The organism is Enterovibrio gelatinilyticus (assembly GCF_028683095.1).
Lineage (GTDB): Bacteria > Pseudomonadota > Gammaproteobacteria > Enterobacterales > Vibrionaceae > Enterovibrio > Enterovibrio gelatinilyticus.
The window spans coordinates 39,456-57,754 of sequence record NZ_JAJUBC010000006.1 but is presented as its reverse complement, the minus strand read 5'-3'; the positions used below and the strand labels follow the sequence as shown (position 1 = coordinate 57,754).

The window sequence follows — 18,299 nt, the reverse complement described above, 5'->3', positions numbered from 1 at the left end:
ATAGAAAAACGGGCAGTGAATATCACCGCCCGTTTTTTATTGGAGTGTGGTTATCGGTGTGTCGCTGATACTACAATGCAATCCATGTTGCTTTGACTTCAGTGTATTTTTCAAACGCATGCAGCGACTTATCACGTCCGTTACCGGATTGTTTATACCCGCCAAACGGAGCGGTCATGTCGCCACCATCGTAGTGGTTAATCCACACCATGCCAGTGCGGAGGGCTTTGGCGGTTTTGTGCGCTTTGGAGATGTCTGATGTCCATACCGCGGCGGCAAGACCATAATCAGTATCGTTAGCGATGGCGACAGCTTGCTCTGGGGTGTCAAAGGTAATGACTGAAAGCACTGGGCCGAAAATTTCTTCCCGAGCGATAGGCATTTCATTGTTCACATTGTCAAACACCGTGGGCTCAACGAACAAACCGCCAGTATCGGGCATGACTCGACGTCCGCCGCAGACCATGGTTGCACCACTTTGTGTACCTTTTTCGATGTAACCTAAAACGGTATCAAGTTGTTGCTGATCGACCACTGCGCCGACTTGCGTCTCTGGGTCGAGAGGGTGACCGGGTTGCCAGTCTTTGAGTTGTTCAACGACCTTCGCAACGAAGGCATCTTTAATGGACGCTTCTACCAACAAGCGAGAACCCGCTGTGCACACTTCCCCTTGGTTGAAAGCAATGGCAGAGGCCGCTGAAGCTGCAGCCACATCAAGGTTCGGTGCATCCGCAAAGACAATGTTTGGGCTCTTACCGCCTGCTTCGAGCCAAACGCGTTTCATGTTGGATTCGCCCGCGTAAATCATCAATTGCTTGGCGATTTTTGTCGAGCCAGTAAAAACTAACGTATCGACATCCATGTGAAGGGCGAGTGCTTTGCCTACGGTGTGACCATAACCGGGTAATACGTTCAATACGCCTTTGGGCATGCCTGCTTCTAGCGCAAGTTCCCCTAACTTAATGGCGGTTAGCGGCGATTTTTCCGATGGTTTTAATATCACTGAATTACCCGACGCTAAAGCAGGGCCGAGCTTCCAGCATGCCATGAGCATAGGGAAATTCCACGGAACGATAGCGGCAACAACACCAATAGGTTCGCGGGTGATCATACCGATTTCATTGTGAGGCGTTGGGGCTAGCTCATCGTAGATCTTGTCTACCGCTTCACCTGACCAGCGAATAGCACGTGCAGCGCCATTGACGTCAACGGCTTTGGAATAACGGATAGGCTTACCCATATCCAGCGTTTCTAGAAGGGCTAACTCATCGCCATTTTCTTCGATAAGTTCAGCAAAGCGAATAACAACCTTTTTACGTTCTGCTGGAGGTAAATGCGCCCATGAACCAGATTCAAATGTGGCGCGGGCGTTGGCGACGGCAATATTTGCATCTGCCAGATCGCAACTCGCGACCTGGGTAAGAGTTCGGCCGTCGATAGGGCTGATACATGAAAACGTATCGCCCGATACGGCGTCAGTGTGTTCGCCGTTGATAAATGCTTGCCCTTTGATTGCCAGTGAATCTGCGAATAATTCCCAGTCTTGACGTGACGTGCGAGAAGTCATATCTGCCCCTTAGTCCGTGTTAAATGCCGATATTTTGTCACTGTGCCCTATTTCAAAATATTTTACAAATAGCAGCAATAATTGTTTTTATATTGAACATAAGCCATTTACTGTTCGTTATATTTGACATAGTATTGCAAATAATGCGCACCTAGCAACAACTCATTAACAAGAATGACGGCATGGAAGGATACTTGACTATGGCAGTGCAAAAACCACACAAAGAGGGCGTCACGCTGGATAATTTCTGGATGCCTTTCACCGCAAATCGTCAATACAAAGAGACGCCACGTTTACTCGTGAAAGCTAAAGGAATGTATTACGAGGACATTGAGGGGAACTCTGTTCTTGATGCGACTGCTGGGCTTTGGTGTTGTAACGCTGGGCATAGTCGACGTGAAATTTCTGAAGCGGTGAGTCGCCAAATCACTGAGTTGGATTATGCACCGACGTTTCAGATGGGACACCCATTGCCTTTTGAATTAGCAGAACGTTTAGCTGAAATGTCGCCAGGCGATCTTAACCGCGTTTTTTTTGCGAACTCTGGGTCTGAAGCCGGTGATACCGCCCTCAAAATTGCATTGGCTTATCAACGCGCTCGAGGTCATGCCAATCGAACCATGCTGATCGGTCGTGAGTTGGGCTATCACGGTACGGGATTTGGCGGAATTTCTGTCGGCGGTATGGTGAATAATCGCAAAGCGTTTAACGGACAACTCTTACCGAGTGTGGCGCATTTACCCCACACCTTAGACATGCAGAGAAATGCGTTTTCAAAAGGATTACCAGAGCACGGTATTGAAAAAGCGGACGCCCTAGAGCAACTCATTGCTCTTCATGGTGCAGAGAATATCGCCGCTGTTATTGTCGAACCCATGTCAGGCTCGGGCGGAGTGGTGTTGCCGCCAGTAGGTTATTTGAAACGTCTTCGTGAAATCACCCTGAAGCATGACATTTTGCTCATTTTTGATGAAGTGATCACAGGCTTTGGTCGCGTCGGTGATGCTTTCGCCGCGCAACGTTGGGATGTCACTCCCGACATGATTACTACAGCAAAAGCCTTGACCAACGGCGCTATCCCAATGGGTGCAGTGTTGGTGAGTGAGCGTATTTATGACGCGTGTATGCAAGCGCCTGAAGATACGATCGAGTTCTTTCATGGTTATACCTATTCAGGGCACCCTGTCGCATCAGCAGCAGCACTTGCGTCGTTGAACATTTATCGAGACGAAAAGCTGTTTGAACATGCAAGGGAAATGGAAACTGAGTGGGAAGACGCTGTGCACTCGCTAGCCAGCCACTCCAATGTGATTGATGTAAGAAACACCGGACTTATTGCCGGTATTCAACTCACACCTAGTGATAAAGGAGTCGGTAAGAGAGGCTACGATGTCTTTACTCGTTGTTTCTACAATGGTGTGCTGGTGCGCGGATCTGGCGATATTATTGCCATGTCTCCACCGTTGATTTTGGAATCCAAACATATTGATCAGATGGTAAGCACGCTGGAACGCGCCATCAAAAACGCGTTATGAGTTAATAAAGGAAGATATGGATATGTCTGTAACACATTACATTGATGGTAAATACACAGCGGCAAGCGAGAGAAAACAATCCTTGTTTAACCCTGCGACTGGAAAGGTGTCTGGAGAAGTCTCGTTAGCCTCGGTGTCTGAAACAGAGTCCGCTATCGCGTCGGCAAAAGCGGCATTTCCAACATGGTCGGAAACATCACCGCTTCGTCGTGCTCGCGTGCTGTTCAAGTTTAAAGCGCTGGTAGAAGAACACATCGATGAACTGGCAGCGCTAATTACAAAAGAGCATGGAAAAGTGCTTGATGATGCGAAAGGTGAGCTGACTCGTGGTTTGGAAGTGGTTGAGTTCGCCTGTGGGATCCCGCACCTTCTGAAAGGTGAGATGACAGAGCAGATTGGTTCTGGCATTGATGCCTGGTCGCTTAATCAGCCACTGGGTGTGGTAACAGGGATTTCGCCGTTCAACTTTCCGATCATGGTGCCGATGTGGATGTTTCCCATTGCTATCGCGTGTGGAAATACTTTCGTGATGAAGCCATCGGAGAAAGATCCAAGTTCCACGTTGCGTATAGCAGAGCTATTGACCGAAGCCGGATTACCAGATGGCGTCTTTAACGTCGTGAATGGTGATAAAGAAGCGGTAGATGTATTGCTGACTCATCCAGATGTGCAAGCGGTAAGCTTTGTGGGCTCAACACCGATTGCAGAATATATCTACAGCACGGCGTCTGCACACGGCAAACGCGTTCAAGCATTGGGCGGTGCAAAAAACCACATGGTGGTGATGCCAGATGCCGATCTTGATCAGACGGTTGCCGCGCTAATGGGCGCAGCGTATGGTTCTGCGGGAGAGCGTTGTATGGCGATTTCTGTCGCTGTCGCTGTTGGCCATGTTGCCGACACCTTGATCGAAAAACTGGCACCGAAAGTGAAAGAGCTTCGAGTCGGGAATGGCGTTATCGAAGGGATGGAAATGGGACCTTTGGTGACGGCAGAACACCTAAAAAAAGTGGAAGGCTATGTGGCGACGGGTGTCGCTGAAGGTGCAACGCTCGTGGTTGATGGTCGTGGAGTGACACCTGAAGGCGGAGATGGCTTCTTCTTGGGTGGATGCTTATTTGATAACGTCACAGAAGACATGACGATTTATCGCGACGAGATCTTTGGCCCCGTACTCGCAATCGTGCGTGTTCCGGACTATGCCGCAGCCGTAAAACTCATCAATGAGCATGAGTTCGGCAATGGTACGGCTATTTTTACGCAAAATGGTGATGCAGCAAGGCAGTTCTGCCATGAAATTCAAGTAGGCATGGTCGGCGTGAATGTACCTATTCCTGTGCCCATGGCTTTTCATAGTTTTGGCGGTTGGAAGCGATCGCTCTTTGGCCCGCTTCACATGCATGGCCCTGATGGTGTGCGTTTCTACACCCGCCGTAAGGCGATTACCGCGAGATGGCCAACGGGTATTCGTGCCGATGCAGATTTTGTCATGCCGACAATGAAATAGCCTTTACGTACTCTAAAACAGCAGTAGAAAACGCAACGTCGCTACACAACAAGATGAAACAAAGAAGGAGCCTATTGGCTCCTTCTTTGTTTCATCAGCAGACAGTATCTGGAACTGTTTTGCTTAAGAGTTACGCAACAAATGGGTATTCAAGACGCTCAGGCTTACTGAGTTGATACCCTTGGAACAGGTCAAACCCGAGCTTACGTGCAAATTGATATTCTTCTTGAGTTTCAATTTTCTCCGCTAGGAGCTGAAAATTGAACGCTTCACCATAGTCTTGAACAAACTGGGTAATGGAATCTAATGATAGCGCGCGAAAATCGATTTTGATGATATCGGCAAGTGCCAGAAAAGGAATCCAGTCATTGGAAGGGATAAAATCATCGAGCGCGATGCGGTATCCCTTAGCCTTTAAATCGACGAGTTTTTCATATAATGCGTTGTCTGCGGTGCAGTCTTCGAGCACCTCGATAACAAGGTTTTGTGCAGGGTACTGCAGTGCAATGTCACTGAGTAAACTGTTGTAGCAAAAATTCACAAAGCAGGGCAGGCCATTAGAAATCGCTTCATCTGTCAGATTCCCTTCCAAAAAGAGGTCGTCGAGTATGCTTTGTGTGGCAATGTGAGCATCAATGCAAGGAAACGCGTCTCGAAGTCCATCTCGAAACAAAAACTCGTAAGCGACAAGGTGCTTTTGAGCGTCATAGATCGCTTGTCTTGCAAGGTTCAAACTCATAGAAAGCCACGGTACCTGTAAATAAAGAGTGTAAAACTAAGTGTATATCAATTCTCAGAACTGAGAGGGTGAGTTAAGACTGATATTTCGTGATGAAAAATAATTAAGCGGAGAGTACTTTTCAATCCTAATGTGTCAGCAACCATTGATATTCTTATCGCTTATTTTCCGAACTTTCGCGTTTCTAGGGTGCAACCTTCGGAGGTGCAAGAAAGTACGGAGCCTTGAGTGTACCAATCACCAAGTACAATTCGTTGAGCGAGATCAGTCCCGAGTGACAAATTGTGGATATTGGGTCTGTGGGTATGCCCATGAATAAGTTGTTTTACACCATAGGCTTGCATGACTCGGATGACCTCATCTGAGTCAACATCCATGATGTCTTGTGGTTTTATTTGCTTGTTTGACGTGCTGCTTGAGCGGATCTTTAGACCAATTTTTTGTCGTGTTGATAGGGGTAATCGACGGAACAACCATTGGGCAAACTTGTTATGAACTTTTTTGCGATAGCGTTGGTAGCCTTCATCTTGGATACATAACGTATCACCATGCATGATAAGCGTTGGCTCACCAAATAAGTCAATGACATGGTGTTCAGGAAGCAGTGTCATGCCAGCAGATTTTGCAAAGCGCTTTCCAATCATGAAATCGCGGTTGCCGTGAATGAAATAGATCGGCACGCCTTTATCATTCAGCGCTTTAAAGGCGTCGGCGACATCACATTGTAGCGGCGTATTTTCGTCGTCACCTATCCATGACTCGAATAAATCCCCAAGCACATAGAGCGCGCTGGCAGACGGCGCTTCTTGTTCCATAAAACGGAAGAAGCAATCGGTAATGTCTGGATGTGTTGGACTAAGATGGAGGTCTGCAATAAATAGTACGGTCATAAATATAAAGGGCAGAGGCTAAAGCCACTGCCCATTGCCACCTTATTCTTCGATGGTTACGCTGTTGATCATTACTTCTTCAACAGGCACATCTTGGTGTACGTAGCCCCAGTTTCCAGTTGCGACATCTTTGATCTTGTTGACCACGTCCATACCTTCAACCACTTCACCAAATACGCAGTAACCCCAACCGTCCATTGACTCAGATTTGTGGTCTAGGAAGGTGTTGTTACCCACGTTGATAAAGAACTGCGAGCTCGCTGAATGCGGTTCCATGGTACGTGCCATTGCTAGCGTACCAATTTTGTTGCTCAGACCATTATTCGCTTCATTTTTGATTGGCGAACGTGATTCTTTTTCTTCCATGCCAGAGGTCATGCCGCCGCCTTGGATCATGAAACCATCAATAACACGGTGGAACAGAGTGCCGTTGTAGAAACCGTCGCGGCAGTATTGCAGGAAGTTTTCTGCAGTCGCCGGAGCTTTTTCTGCGTTAAGTTGGATTTTGATGTCACCAAAATTGGTATGAAGCGTAACCATGTTGTGTTCCTTAAAAGAGCATTTAGCTTTAGATGAATGATTCTATCCCAACGAGCGCCACATTCAACCGATAGCGACAGAAAAAACCGCGCAGAAGGGGAAGGTGAGTGCAGATTGGTCTGAATTTCAACATCCTCAAATCGCTTAGGTATATAGCCTTGCCTTAAATGAAAGGAAAAGGTGTAATATGCAGTTATTAAATGACGTTAATTACTGGAATGGGTAACCCGACAGCCATGTTGAAAATTTACAACTCCCTCACGAAGAAAAAAGAAGAATTCAAACCAATTGAGCCAGGCAAAGTTGGCATGTATGTGTGTGGGGTTACCATCTACGATTTGTGTCACATTGGTCATGGTCGTACGTTTGTTTCCTTTGATGTGGTATCGCGTTACTTGCGTTTTTCGGGTTATGACCTGAAGTTTGTTCGTAATATCACTGATATTGACGACAAGATCATTAAACGTGCCGCTGAAAACGGTGAAAGCTGTGATTCGCTGACAAACCGTTTGATTGGCGAAATGCACGCTGACTTTGATGCATTGAACATGATGCGCCCAGATGTTGAACCGCGCGCGACAGAATTCATTGCTGAAATTATCGAGTTGGTTGAACGTCTTATTGAACGTGGTTTCGCATACGTTGCCTCAAATGGCGATGTGCTGTTTGAAGTCGCGAAGTTTGACGATTACGGCAAGCTGTCTCGCCAAGATTTGGATCAGCTGCAAGCTGGCGCACGCGTTAACGTTGAAGAAGCGAAAAAGAGCCCACTTGATTTCGTTTTGTGGAAAATGTCAAAGCCGGGTGAACCTACATGGGAGTCACCATGGGGCGCAGGTCGTCCAGGTTGGCACATTGAATGTTCTGCAATGAACTCAGCAATCTTGGGTAACCATTTCGATATTCACGGCGGCGGTTCAGATCTCACTTTCCCACACCATGAAAACGAAATCGCGCAGTCTTGCTGCGCCCATGACACACAATATGTGAATACTTGGATGCACAGTGGCATGGTGATGGTTGACCGCGAAAAGATGTCAAAGTCGCTGGGGAACTTCTTTACTATTCGTGATGTTTTGGGTCATTACGATGCTGAAACCGTGCGTTACTTCTTGATGTCAGGTCACTACCGTAGCCAACTAAATTACAGTGAAGAAAACCTCAAGCAGGCACGCTCTGCGGTTGAGCGTTTATACACGTCACTGCGCGGTTTAGATTTGTCTGTGGCAGCTGAAGGTGGAGAAGCATTTGTAGAGCGCTTTAAAGCCGCTATGGATGATGATTTCAACACCCCAGAAGCTTACTCAGTGCTGTTTGATATGGCGCGAGAAATTAACCGTTTGAAAGCGGAAGATGAATCTTCTGCTGCGAAACTGGCAGCGCGCATGCGTGAGTTGGCAGACGTACTTGGTCTATTGGGCCAAGAGCCAGAAGCTTTCTTGCAAGGTAACGCAGAAGGTGGTGATGATGAAGTCGCGAAAATTGAAGGTCTGATCAAAGCGCGTAACGATGCGCGTGCAAGCAAAGATTGGGCTGCGGCTGATGCAGCGCGTGACGCACTTACCGAAATGGGCATTGTCTTAGAAGACGGTGCGGGTGGAACAAGTTGGCGTCGTAAGTAAACGCGAATTACCCAGAATCGAAAATACTGAACGGAGCTTAGGCTCCGTTTTTTATTGATTATCCACAGGGTCATCCTATACGATTTTTCTATATCCCTACCGCCAAACCTTGTTCTCTCTACAAGCCCCAAACTGCGCCTACATGTCACTAACAGATTGATATAACGCGTCCAATTTTATGAGCGCGAATGCATCGAACTGAAGGTGTGTATTTTCTCAAAAATTACACAAGCATATTCTCCCTGTATTCCATCCTTTCAGTTGATGTTATTGAGTCTGAATCGCTACGCCCGAGGTGTAAACAAGGCGACAAGTGATGATGATGTTCGGCTCGATTTGTTCGTTAAATACAAAGCAAATCATTAAGGATCGATCATGAATAATACCTTCCTCACCACGGCTATCCTTGGCTCGCTCATTTCGTCAACGTCTTATGCCTACACAGTATATTCAACCGATGAGTCTTCTCTTACAGTGACAGGGCGTATTGAAGCGCGTTTCAATGTGTCGGATGCCAACAAGCTGTCGGAGGACGGCAATACAGAACCAAACAATTCTTTTGATGACATAAGTCGAATCAGAGGAAATATTGATGGAAACACACAAGTTACGGATTCGATCAAAGTGTTTGGCTATTACAGTGGGGAGATTTACTCAGACAGTTCAGATAGCAAGAATCGCTATATGTATGTAGGCGTTGGTACGTCTTATGGCGCGTTTTCCTATGGTCAGCAAGATTCTTCTCAGGTCATTCTTACCAATGTGACTGACATTATGGAAACCTTTGGTGGCAGCGCGTCAGATATCATCACAGGGAATGAAGATGAGCTGGAGAACAACTTCGTGTATCTCGCTCAGTTGCCATTAAATATGACCGCGACAGTGAATTACGTTAGAGACGATTCAAAAGGAAATTATAGCGCTGGTGGTTCAATGTTCTATAGCGCGCCAATCGGGCTGCAACTGGGTGTGGGCTATGTGTCCGGTGAACAGAATAACTTGGATGCTGAGCAATACAATATCACTGCAGCATACACGCTTGGGGGGTTGTACATTGGTGGGGTTTACGTTAATGGCGAAGTGGATCATACCGATGTGAGTGGCTTCGAAATTGCTACGGCGTACACGGTGAATGATTTCATCTTTCGCTATGTCTACAACTATCGCACATCAGATTTTCCTGCATCGCAACGTGGTGAATACAGTGTTAATTACAATGCGGTCGAGGGCGTTTATAACGTGACCAGTGATTTTGTTGCTTATGCCGGTTATGAATTTAATCGTCTTGATGGGCAAGCAAACGACGACCAATTTCAGGCTGGTGCACGTTACATGTTTTAACGCTATCGCTTGGTTTGGTATTGAAGGGGTTTCGCGAAAGGGGATTTGGTATTGATGGGTGGGTCAGGTTGTCTGTGAGGTTTCCCTAAAAGGAAAAGGAGGCGCTATTGGCTGCCTCCTTGTCATTCTTGTCATTGTGGTGTTTTGTAGTTTGGGTTAGCCACCCAAACCAGGAAACAGAGCACGCATACCGTTGGCAATAAATTCAATACCGAGAGCGCCAAGAATCAAGCCCATGATACGAGTGATCACGTTGATTCCGGTTTGGCCGAGAAACTTCACGATGGCTGGCGCCAGTCGAAACAGTCCCCAAATGCCTGCCGTAAAGATACAGATTGTGACGATTAAGCCAACGGTGTCGACAGATGTCGGGTAGCGACTTGAGTAAACAATGGTTGAACTTATTGCACCAGGGCCCGCAAGAAGTGGCATTGCCAACGGCACGACGCCAATTTGTTCGCGACTGATGGACTCTGACTGTTCTTGTTTGTTCTGTTTATCTTCACCCAATTTACCATTCATCATGGTAAACGCGATGCTGACAAGAAGCATACCGCCAGCCACCCTGAAGGAGTCCAGCGAAATGCTAAATACATCTAACAGGAGTTGCCCCGCAAGTAGAGACACCACAAGAATGGCGGCAACGGCAATACTGGCGGTGTAAGCGGTTTTATTTCGCTCGGCAGGGTCTAAGTGGGCGGTTAGCGAAACAAAGATTGGCATGATGCCAAGAGGGTTTACCGCAGCAAACAACCCGATAAAAAACTGAAAAAATATTACAAGCTCGATGCTATTCATTTCCAATCACTCGCAAGTGAACAAGACGTACATTGATGTCGATCGCAAAAGTTCGATCTCGGGCGCTAGTATAGCGTTGAAATGATAAATGCCAATGAGTAGATATCAGCATGCTTGATGGTTTTTGGCTGAAAAGGGAATTAGCGGTTAAAAGTGCCGAAATTTAACTAAGTGTACTAAATGTAATCAGAAAATTTACTGTGGCAACTAATAGATACACCTGTGACCGCAAGAGTATGTGTGATCGCGGTCACATATGAATATCTTCCCCTGATTTCGTGGTGAAAAGGAGTTATACATATGTGTGAGACACAATGCACATGTGTTACATTCACGTAGTTTGTTTGTGGAATTACGCTTTCAAAACAGTGATTGTAGAGCTTTTTGGTTAAAATTTGAGCGGTAAGTGAAAAACTTTATGAAAGTTTACTACACATGATCCGGATCAACTTTCTGCTCCTCTGAAAATCTATAATCAGTTTTGAAAGTTATTTACTAAATGCTTTCTAAGACTCACAGGACGATGTGAGTTACTTAGGCCTCTAACTAAATGAGCATGTAGTTACTAAATAATTTTTGAACTTTAGGTATGTAGGAGACAACTATGCCTGTAACTAACGTAGCCGAACTCAACGCAATGGTTGAGCGTGTAAAGAAAGCGCAGAAAGAATTTGCAACTTACTCACAAGAGCAAGTAGACAAGATTTTCCGCGCTGCATCTCTGGCTGCTAACAATGCCCGTATTCCTCTAGCTCAACAGGCTGTTGCTGAATCTGGCATGGGTATTGTCGAAGACAAAGTGATCAAAAACCACTTCGCTTCTGAATTTATCTACAACAAATACAAAGATGAAAAAACCTGCGGCATTTTGGAAGAGAACGACGAGTTCGGTACTTTCACTATCGCTGAGCCAGTGGGCATCATCTGCGGTATCGTCCCAACGACTAACCCAACTTCAACTGCTATCTTCAAATCTCTAATCTCTTTGAAGACACGTAACGGCATTATCTTCTCACCACACCCACGTGCTAAGAACTCAACGAACGATGCGGCGAAGCTAGTTCTTGATGCTGCAGTTGCTGCAGGCGCACCAAAAGATATCATCAGCTGGATTGATGAGCCTTCTGTAGAGCTTTCTAATGCGCTGATGAAGCACGACGACATCAACTTGATCCTTGCAACTGGTGGTCCAGGCATGGTGAAAGCAGCTTACTCTTCAGGTAAACCAGCTATCGGTGTTGGTGCAGGTAACGTTCCTGTTGTTATCGACGAAACAGCTGACATTAAGCGTGCAGTTGCTTCTATCCTGATGTCTAAAACGTTCGATAACGGTGTTGTGTGTGCTTCTGAGCAAGCAGCAATCGTTGTTGATTCAGTTTACGACGAAGTGAAAGAGCGTTTTGCTTCTCACAAAGCACACGTGCTGGGTAAAGCTGACGCAGCGAAAGTTCGTAAAGTACTTTTGATTGACGGCGCATTGAACGCAAAAATTGTTGGTCAACCAGCAGTTAAAATTGCAGAAATGGCAGGCGTAACTGTACCAGCAGACACCAAAGTGCTTATCGGTGAAGGCCTAGGCAAAGTCTCTTATGACGACGAGTTCGCACATGAGAAACTGTCTCCAACACTAGGTTTGTTCCGCGCTGATGATTTCGAAGATGCTGTTGCACAAGCTGTGACCATGGTTGAAATCGGCGGTATCGGCCACACCTCTGGTCTGTACACTGACCAAGACGTTAACGAAGATCGTATTCGTTACTTCGGCGACAAGCTAAAAACAGCTCGTATTCTTATCAACATCCCAACCACTCACGGTGGTATCGGTGACCTGTACAACTTTAACGTTGCACCATCACTGACCTTGGGTTGTGGTTCTTGGGGCGGTAACTCAATCTCTGAGAACGTTGGTCCTAAGCACCTTATCAACAAGAAGACTGTAGCGAAGCGAGCTGAGAATATGCTGTGGCACAAACTACCTAAATCTATCTACTTCCGTCGTGGTAGCTTGCCAATCGCACTAGGCGATTTGGAAGGCAAAAAACGCGCGATGATCGTGACTGACCGCTTCTTGTTCAACAACGGTTACTCTGACGAAATCGTTGCGCTGCTTAAAGCACAGGGCATGGAAGTTCAAACGTTCTTCGAAGTAGAAGCTGACCCAACATTGTCTGTTGTAGAGAAAGGTGCTGCAGCAATGCAGAGCTTCCAACCTGACGTAATCATCGCACTAGGCGGCGGTTCACCGATGGATGCAGCGAAAATCATGTGGGTAATGTACGAGCACCCAGAAACGCATTTTGAAGAACTAGCAATGCGCTTTATGGATATCCGTAAACGTATCTACAAGTTCCCTAAAATGGGTAAGAAAGCTGAGTTGGTATGTATCACTACCACGTCTGGTACTGGTTCAGAAGTAACACCTTTCGCGGTTGTTACTGACGACAAGACTGGCGCAAAATACCCACTTGCTGACTACGAACTAACGCCACACATGGCAATCGTAGATGCGAACCTAGTGATGAACATGCCTAAGTCGCTAACCGCATTCGGTGGTTACGATGCAGTGACTCACGCACTAGAAGCTTACGTTTCTGTACTGGCGAACGAATACTCTGATGGACAAGCGCTTCAAGCTCTGAAGATGCTGAAAGAATACCTACCATCAAGCTACGCGAACGGTGCAACTGACCCAATCGCTCGTGAGAAAGTGCACAATGCAGCAACCATCGCAGGTATCGCGTTTGCTAACGCATTCCTAGGTGTATGTCACTCTATGGCGCACAAAGTCGGTGCTGAGTTCCACCTACCACACGGTCTGGCGAACGCACTACTGATTTCTAACGTGGTTCGTTACAACGCGAACGACAACCCAACTAAGCAGACTGCTTTCTCTCAGTACGACCGCCCACAAGCACGTCGTCGCTATGCGGAAGTTGCTGAGCACTTGGGTCTTGCGAAACCAACTGACCGTACAGCTCAAAAAATTGAGCGTCTACTCGCTTGGTTGGAAGAACTGAAACTGAACCTAGATATTCCACTGTCTATCCAGGCGGCAGGCGTCTCTGAGACTGATTTCCTAGCGAAACTTGATGAGCTAGCGGTAGAAGCGTTCGATGACCAATGTACTGGTGCGAACCCACGTTACCCACTTATCACTGAGCTAAAAGAAGTGCTAATGTCTTCTTTCTACGGTACCGCATTCGTTGAAGGTGAAACCTTCGAAGGTACGACTGTTATCAAGAAGAGAGAAGACCGCGAAACGGCTAAACCAGCTGAAAAAGCGAAGAAAGAATCAGCGAAAGCGTAATGATTTGAAGTAAAAAGAAAAGCCCGCGAAAGCGGGCTTTTTTATTGGCAGTGGCAATACCCTTTGAATTAACGAAAGCCTGACAATGAACGTGAGTGCATGGCCTGATTTGGTCATTTCAATAAAAGGGCATAGAAGCGGCAACGGCTAAATTCACCTGCCGATTAACTGGCTGCTTCTAAGATCCGGCCGGTGAAACTGTCGTTTTCTACGATATATGCGGCACCATCAATCATGTCGTAATTAACGGCGGGATGGTGATGGACATTACCGTTGTCATAGTGACGCATACGCGGAAGTACACCTCCAACGCGTATGTTTGCATGTTCTAATTCTTGTGCCCAGCTACGTGTTAAACCACGAATGACCGCATTTGAGCAATCGAGGCTTTGCTCTTTTCCTATCTCAGTTTGAACTCCAGGAATGTTAACAATGACCCCTTTGCGCCCTCTGTCGAGCATGTTGAATGCTGCGCCGCGTCCAAAGAGGTATAGATTAGAGGCGATGTCAGCAATGGTTTGGTCAACCGTATCATTGCTTGCTAATAAACTGGGGAGACAACTGGCTTGCCAGTAGTTAAGTAACACGTCCACCGCACCCATCTCGCGATTAATTTCCTCAAACAGCAACGAAATATTTTCAACACTTCGATTAGCCAGAGAGAATGAGTAACAAATTCCCCCTGTTCTCATGCACGAATCGTAGGTTGTCTGAAGCTTTTCACGTTCCGTGTCGACGAGTGCGACACGAGCGTTGAGCTTGCAGAAATATTCAGCCATAGCACGTCCAGTCGGGGTGCCTGCTGCAGTAATCACAATGACGGATTTTGCGATATCCATTGTTTGACCTTACTCGATTAATGACGACTTATATCATTGTTATACGACATTCATTAACAACTTATACCCAGCTTTTTCATGGGTGGATAACAATCTTGGACCATGATCTGAGAAAGTGGTATTAAATTGTTCAAAAAAGGGTGTGCAAACTGTGTGCAAAATGATTTTTTTAGTAAGTGATCACAGTTATGTTTTTTGCGGTGGAAGAAGTTGTACGTGTGGGTTACTTATGGTATGGGCTTCTTGTTGTCTTTTGAAATCAATCAGTTAAGCTTTCACGTTCAGCTCTTGATAGCGTTTAGCAAGCACTAGTTGATTGTAAAGGTTTACAGGATCGAGTTCGGTAGTCTTCGAATTTTCAGCAGCAAGCTGTCTTCTCTGGTGTCCCGAGAGATTATGATAAACATCTTCACCCAAATCGTGGGTTCCAGAGGCAGGAAAATGTAGTGCTGACGGGGTCACACAGTGATTGAACCTTGCACTTGCAATGCCTGCTTTGTGGAATGCGTCGGCTTGCGTTCCACACAATTCATAGTCTCTTTCCTCTGCCACCAAACGGGTTGGTTCAGGCAAATTTAGTGCATAGCGAAGATCTGATTCTGTCGCTTTTTCTGGAAATGGGGGATTGAGTGGCGTTGTCTCTGTTGCGTCCCCAGAAAGTAGTGCAAGCATCAAAGCGAAATCCGAGCGACGCCCCTGCGTAACAGCATGACTTAGGTGGTCACCTAGCTGTACATCAGTAATGAGTTGGGCTTTGTCGAGCGCGTGGATTTGCATCATTCTCTTTCGTTTTTCTGGATACATCCTGTTTATCGACGAGAAAACGAAAAGCTTTAATGATTTTTTTGTTTTTTATCTGAGCGTTAGAAACAAATAAAGCCCACCTAGGTGAGCTTCATTAGCGTTTTTTGTTCTGGTGTTAAGCGTTTAGTGCTTGTTCCAGATCGGCAATGATGTCATCGATGTGTTCGATGCCAACTGACAGGCGAATCATCTCAGGAGAAACACCTGCTTGAGCCTGCTCCTGTTCGCTCAACTGGCGATGCGTGGTTGACGCAGGGTGACACGCCAGTGATTTAGCATCACCAATGTTAACCAAGCGCTTGAACAATGCCAAAGCATCGTAGAAACGCACACCAGCGTCGTAACCGTCTTTCATACCAAATGAAAGAATGGCAGAAGGTTGCCCTTTCATGTATTTCTGAGCAAGTGCATGGTGCTCAGAATCAGGTAAACCTGCATAGCTTACCCAGCTGACTTTCTCGTGACTTTGCAGGTATTCCGCCACTTTCAATGCATTCTCCACATGGCGTTCCATGCGCAATGAGAGTGTTTCTAGCCCTTGCATCAACATAAACGCATTCATCGGAGAAAGTGCAGCACCTGTGTTTCTCAATGGTACGGTACGGGCACGACCAATGAACGCTGCATCACCAAATGCTTCGGTGTAAACCACACCGTGGTATGCCGCCTCGGGTTGGTTAAGTACTGGGAATCGCGCTTTGTGTTGTGCCCAAGGGAATTTACCTGAATCCACAATCACGCCACCTAAAGTAGTGCCATGGCCGCCAATGTATTTGGTCAGAGAGTGAACAACGATATCTGCACCATGCTCAATGGGTTTACACAGAACTGGCGTCGCAACCGTGTTATCCACAATCACAGGTACACCTTGTGCGTGTGCAAGTTCAGCGACCTTCGCTAAGTCAATGATGTTGCCAGCAGGGTTGCCGATACTTTCGCAGTAAACCGCTTTCGTGTTTTCATCAATCAGCGCCGCCAGGCTCTCTGGCTTGTCGTCTTTGGCAAAGCGAACTTCGATACCTTGCTTTGGCAGCATGTGTGCAAACAAGGTGTATGTTCCACCATAAAGCTGTGGCGTAGAAACGATGTTGTCACCAATTTCCGCCAAAGTTTGAATGGCGTAATTGATAGCCGCACTGCCCGCACTGACCACCAGACCCGCTATACCACCTTCCAAAGCTGCCATGCGTTGCTCAAGCACATCGTTTGTCGGGTTCATAATACGAGTGTAAATGTTGCCAGGAACGGCAAGGTTGAACAGATCGGCACCGTGTTGGGCGCTATCAAATTCATAAGCAACAGTCTGGTAGATAGGTGTCGCAACAGATTTTGTGGTTGGGTCAGTTTCGTACCCAGCATGAATGGACAGAGTTTCGTCTTTCATTGTTCTTCCTTGAAACAAACAGAGATTCGGTAATATGACAGAAAGCCTAGGCGGTAAAGTTGCACCTGCTCAAGTTTTTGACCTGTCTTTTGGTCAACCTTCGGCAGTATCACTATTGAAATGTTTGGTTGGGGGTTAAACGCAGGGACTGCGCCTGCAATCGGCGCAGTGACATGATGGGCTGTGGTCAAGTTTTTATGGAGAAACGCTAGCGAAGACGAACGCTGATTTGCCTCATGTGAATGCGATAAATCATTGCAAGTAACAGACACACCGTTGCAGGTACGGCGAAAGACCAAGCGCCAATCAGAGGGAAAATAACGGCACTGAATGTGCCCCCCAAGATGAAACCAATGGCAATGACGACAAACAAGACCAATTTACGGCGGTTAATAGGTTGCCCTCGCAGCTTGGCACCAAACATCAACCCCAAATCCGTAATGATGCCCGTAATATGGGTGGTGCGAACAATGGCTCCGCTATAACTCGTCACCAATCCATTTTGAATACCGCACGCAGCGGCAGCTAAATAAAGCCCATAAACCGCGTTTTGTTGCATGGGATAAACCGCGCCAAACAGCAACGCAGCTTCAACTAACAGAAGCACATCATAACGTCGGCCTAGGGCCAGCGTGCCATCTTTCAAAATGAAACCTGAAAGTAACGCACCACCAAAGAATCCAGCAAGAATACTCGACAAGTGAACGAGTTGCGCAGGGTGGCTGTTAATCAAATCCGTGCCGATCAATGTGGCAGTACCTGATAGATGAGAAATGGCTTGATGCTCAAATCCGAGCAATCCAATGCCATTAACGCAACCGGCGGTGAGGGCAAGAACAAATGCCCCATACTCAACCCATTTGGGAAGCTTGGATATCACGTGTGAACCTATTTTGGCATGAGAGGTAAGACGAAAAGCTCGGCGATAAGCCGATTAACAGAGGGGATATTTTACATTAAACCGCGTCTGATCACGCGGTTTAGATCAAAAGCTCGAACAGAAAGCGGTTCGAGACTCAGGAGCAAGACAACAACCGGCCTCTAGCAGAATGATGGCGTCTAGTTGAATGAGGACGATCAGTTCACGGGAACGATCGTAATGTCACCGTATACACTGCATTGGCAAGCTAATCGACGCTTATCACCGTCCATATTTAAGGTATCAAGCAGATCGATTTCTTCTTCATTTTTGGGGCTTAGGTTGTTCATACCTGCGGTTACGTCAATGGCGCAGGTTCCACATGCTGCTGAACGACAACCGAACGGTACTTCACTTTGTCCTGCATCTTCTAAATCGATCAGAGAACCTCCGCTGGAAAGTTGCACTGAATGTCCTGTATGACCGAATGTAACGGTTGGCATAGCTATCCCTTTTTTGTATTAACTCAAGGCAGTATCTAAAAGGGTAGTCGCTAGCCACAGACTT

General features: G+C 46.6%; 15 protein-coding genes. 5 read left to right on the top strand and 10 right to left on the bottom strand.

Features of this window, described 5'->3' with window-relative positions; translation table 11 throughout:
• Positions 1-70: 70 nt before the first annotated feature.
• Entirely contained in the window at positions 71-1,567 is a 1,497-nt protein-coding gene (locus LRP50_RS06965; protein ID WP_274163740.1) for an aldehyde dehydrogenase, read from the bottom strand.
• A 200-nt stretch (positions 1,568-1,767) separates the two neighbouring features.
• Here LRP50_RS06965 and aptA point away from each other — a divergent pair, with 200 nt between their 5' ends.
• Together aptA and LRP50_RS06955 are read left to right on the top strand one after the other, a co-directional pair.
• Positions 1,768-3,102, top strand: coding sequence for an omega-aminotransferase AptA (gene aptA, locus LRP50_RS06960; RefSeq protein WP_274163739.1), 1,335 nt, complete (start codon positions 1,768-1,770; stop codon positions 3,100-3,102).
• Between the two features lie 22 nt (positions 3,103-3,124).
• Positions 3,125-4,609: a CoA-acylating methylmalonate-semialdehyde dehydrogenase gene (locus tag LRP50_RS06955; RefSeq protein ID WP_274163738.1), complete on the top strand. Its 1,485-nt coding sequence runs from the start codon at positions 3,125-3,127 to the stop codon at positions 4,607-4,609.
• A 130-nt stretch (positions 4,610-4,739) separates the two neighbouring features.
• On the opposite strand, the gene LRP50_RS06950 is transcribed toward LRP50_RS06955, so the two are convergent.
• From LRP50_RS06950 to LRP50_RS06940, 3 genes are all read right to left on the bottom strand, one after another.
• Complete coding sequence (locus LRP50_RS06950) at positions 4,740-5,348, bottom strand: EAL and HDOD domain-containing protein (protein WP_274163737.1); 609 nt, start codon at positions 5,346-5,348, stop codon at positions 4,740-4,742.
• Between the two features lie 161 nt (positions 5,349-5,509).
• A complete protein-coding gene (lpxH, locus tag LRP50_RS06945) occupies positions 5,510-6,238 on the bottom strand; it encodes a UDP-2,3-diacylglucosamine diphosphatase (RefSeq protein ID WP_274163736.1) in 729 nt (242 codons plus the stop codon).
• A 42-nt stretch (positions 6,239-6,280) separates the two neighbouring features.
• Positions 6,281-6,778: a peptidylprolyl isomerase gene (locus LRP50_RS06940; protein ID WP_028025068.1), complete on the bottom strand. Its 498-nt coding sequence runs from the start codon at positions 6,776-6,778 to the stop codon at positions 6,281-6,283.
• 236 nt (positions 6,779-7,014) lie between these two features.
• On the opposite strand from LRP50_RS06940, the gene cysS reads away from it, so the two are divergent.
• Both cysS and LRP50_RS06930 read left to right on the top strand, forming a co-directional pair.
• Positions 7,015-8,400 carry a cysteine--tRNA ligase gene (cysS, locus tag LRP50_RS06935; protein ID WP_274163884.1) on the top strand — a complete coding sequence of 462 codons (1,386 nt, stop codon included), beginning with the start codon at positions 7,015-7,017 and terminating at the stop codon, positions 8,398-8,400.
• A 375-nt stretch (positions 8,401-8,775) separates the two neighbouring features.
• Complete coding sequence (locus LRP50_RS06930; RefSeq protein ID WP_274163735.1) at positions 8,776-9,741, top strand: porin; 966 nt, start codon at positions 8,776-8,778, stop codon at positions 9,739-9,741.
• A 156-nt stretch (positions 9,742-9,897) separates the two neighbouring features.
• Here the strand turns inward: LRP50_RS06930 and LRP50_RS06925 are convergent, their stop codons facing one another.
• Entirely contained in the window at positions 9,898-10,539 is a 642-nt protein-coding gene (locus LRP50_RS06925; protein WP_274163734.1) for a YchE family NAAT transporter, read from the bottom strand.
• Between the two features lie 604 nt (positions 10,540-11,143).
• Between LRP50_RS06925 and adhE the strand changes: the two genes are divergently transcribed.
• Positions 11,144-13,846: a bifunctional acetaldehyde-CoA/alcohol dehydrogenase gene (adhE, locus tag LRP50_RS06920; RefSeq protein ID WP_274163733.1), complete on the top strand. Its 2,703-nt coding sequence runs from the start codon at positions 11,144-11,146 to the stop codon at positions 13,844-13,846.
• A gap of 164 nt (positions 13,847-14,010) precedes the next feature.
• On the opposite strand, the gene LRP50_RS06915 is transcribed toward adhE, so the two are convergent.
• The 5 genes from LRP50_RS06915 to LRP50_RS06895 form a co-directional block, all read right to left on the bottom strand.
• Positions 14,011-14,685, bottom strand: coding sequence for an SDR family NAD(P)-dependent oxidoreductase (locus LRP50_RS06915; protein ID WP_274163732.1), 675 nt, complete (start codon positions 14,683-14,685; stop codon positions 14,011-14,013).
• A gap of 267 nt (positions 14,686-14,952) precedes the next feature.
• A complete protein-coding gene (locus LRP50_RS06910; RefSeq protein ID WP_337992903.1) occupies positions 14,953-15,462 on the bottom strand; it encodes a VC2046/SO_2500 family protein in 510 nt (169 codons plus the stop codon).
• A 142-nt stretch (positions 15,463-15,604) separates the two neighbouring features.
• Positions 15,605-16,873 (bottom strand): O-acetylhomoserine aminocarboxypropyltransferase/cysteine synthase family protein, encoded by a 1,269-nt coding sequence (locus LRP50_RS06905; protein ID WP_274163730.1) that lies wholly within the window; start codon positions 16,871-16,873, stop codon positions 15,605-15,607.
• 208 nt (positions 16,874-17,081) lie between these two features.
• Positions 17,082-17,753 (bottom strand): YoaK family protein, encoded by a 672-nt coding sequence (locus LRP50_RS06900; RefSeq protein WP_274163729.1) that lies wholly within the window; start codon positions 17,751-17,753, stop codon positions 17,082-17,084.
• 197 nt (positions 17,754-17,950) lie between these two features.
• The gene (locus tag LRP50_RS06895) at positions 17,951-18,235 is read right to left on the bottom strand and encodes a 2Fe-2S iron-sulfur cluster-binding protein (RefSeq protein WP_274163728.1); all 285 of its coding nucleotides are present in this window, start codon (positions 18,233-18,235) and stop codon (positions 17,951-17,953) included.
• Between the last annotated feature and the right edge of the window lie 64 nt (positions 18,236-18,299).

Bases quoted from the DNA above. Each gene is read 5' to 3' on its own strand.
- LRP50_RS06965 (WP_274163740.1), bottom strand. From the start codon at position 1,567: ATGACTTCTCGCACGTCACGTCAAGACTGGGAATTATTCGCAGATTCA.
- aptA (WP_274163739.1), top strand. From the start codon at position 1,768: ATGGCAGTGCAAAAACCACACAAAGAGGGCGTCACGCTGGATAATTTC.
- LRP50_RS06955 (WP_274163738.1), top strand. From the start codon at position 3,125: ATGTCTGTAACACATTACATTGATGGTAAATACACAGCGGCAAGCGAG.
- LRP50_RS06950 (WP_274163737.1), bottom strand. From the start codon at position 5,348: ATGAGTTTGAACCTTGCAAGACAAGCGATCTATGACGCTCAAAAGCAC.
- lpxH (WP_274163736.1), bottom strand. From the start codon at position 6,238: ATGACCGTACTATTTATTGCAGACCTCCATCTTAGTCCAACACATCCA.
- LRP50_RS06940 (WP_028025068.1), bottom strand. From the start codon at position 6,778: ATGGTTACGCTTCATACCAATTTTGGTGACATCAAAATCCAACTTAAC.
- cysS (WP_274163884.1), top strand. From the start codon at position 7,015: ATGTTGAAAATTTACAACTCCCTCACGAAGAAAAAAGAAGAATTCAAA.
- LRP50_RS06930 (WP_274163735.1), top strand. From the start codon at position 8,776: ATGAATAATACCTTCCTCACCACGGCTATCCTTGGCTCGCTCATTTCG.
- LRP50_RS06925 (WP_274163734.1), bottom strand. From the start codon at position 10,539: ATGAATAGCATCGAGCTTGTAATATTTTTTCAGTTTTTTATCGGGTTG.
- adhE (WP_274163733.1), top strand. From the start codon at position 11,144: ATGCCTGTAACTAACGTAGCCGAACTCAACGCAATGGTTGAGCGTGTA.
- LRP50_RS06915 (WP_274163732.1), bottom strand. From the start codon at position 14,685: ATGGATATCGCAAAATCCGTCATTGTGATTACTGCAGCAGGCACCCCG.
- LRP50_RS06910 (WP_337992903.1), bottom strand. From the start codon at position 15,462: ATGCAAATCCACGCGCTCGACAAAGCCCAACTCATTACTGATGTACAG.
- LRP50_RS06905 (WP_274163730.1), bottom strand. From the start codon at position 16,873: ATGAAAGACGAAACTCTGTCCATTCATGCTGGGTACGAAACTGACCCA.
- LRP50_RS06895 (WP_274163728.1), bottom strand. From the start codon at position 18,235: ATGCCAACCGTTACATTCGGTCATACAGGACATTCAGTGCAACTTTCC.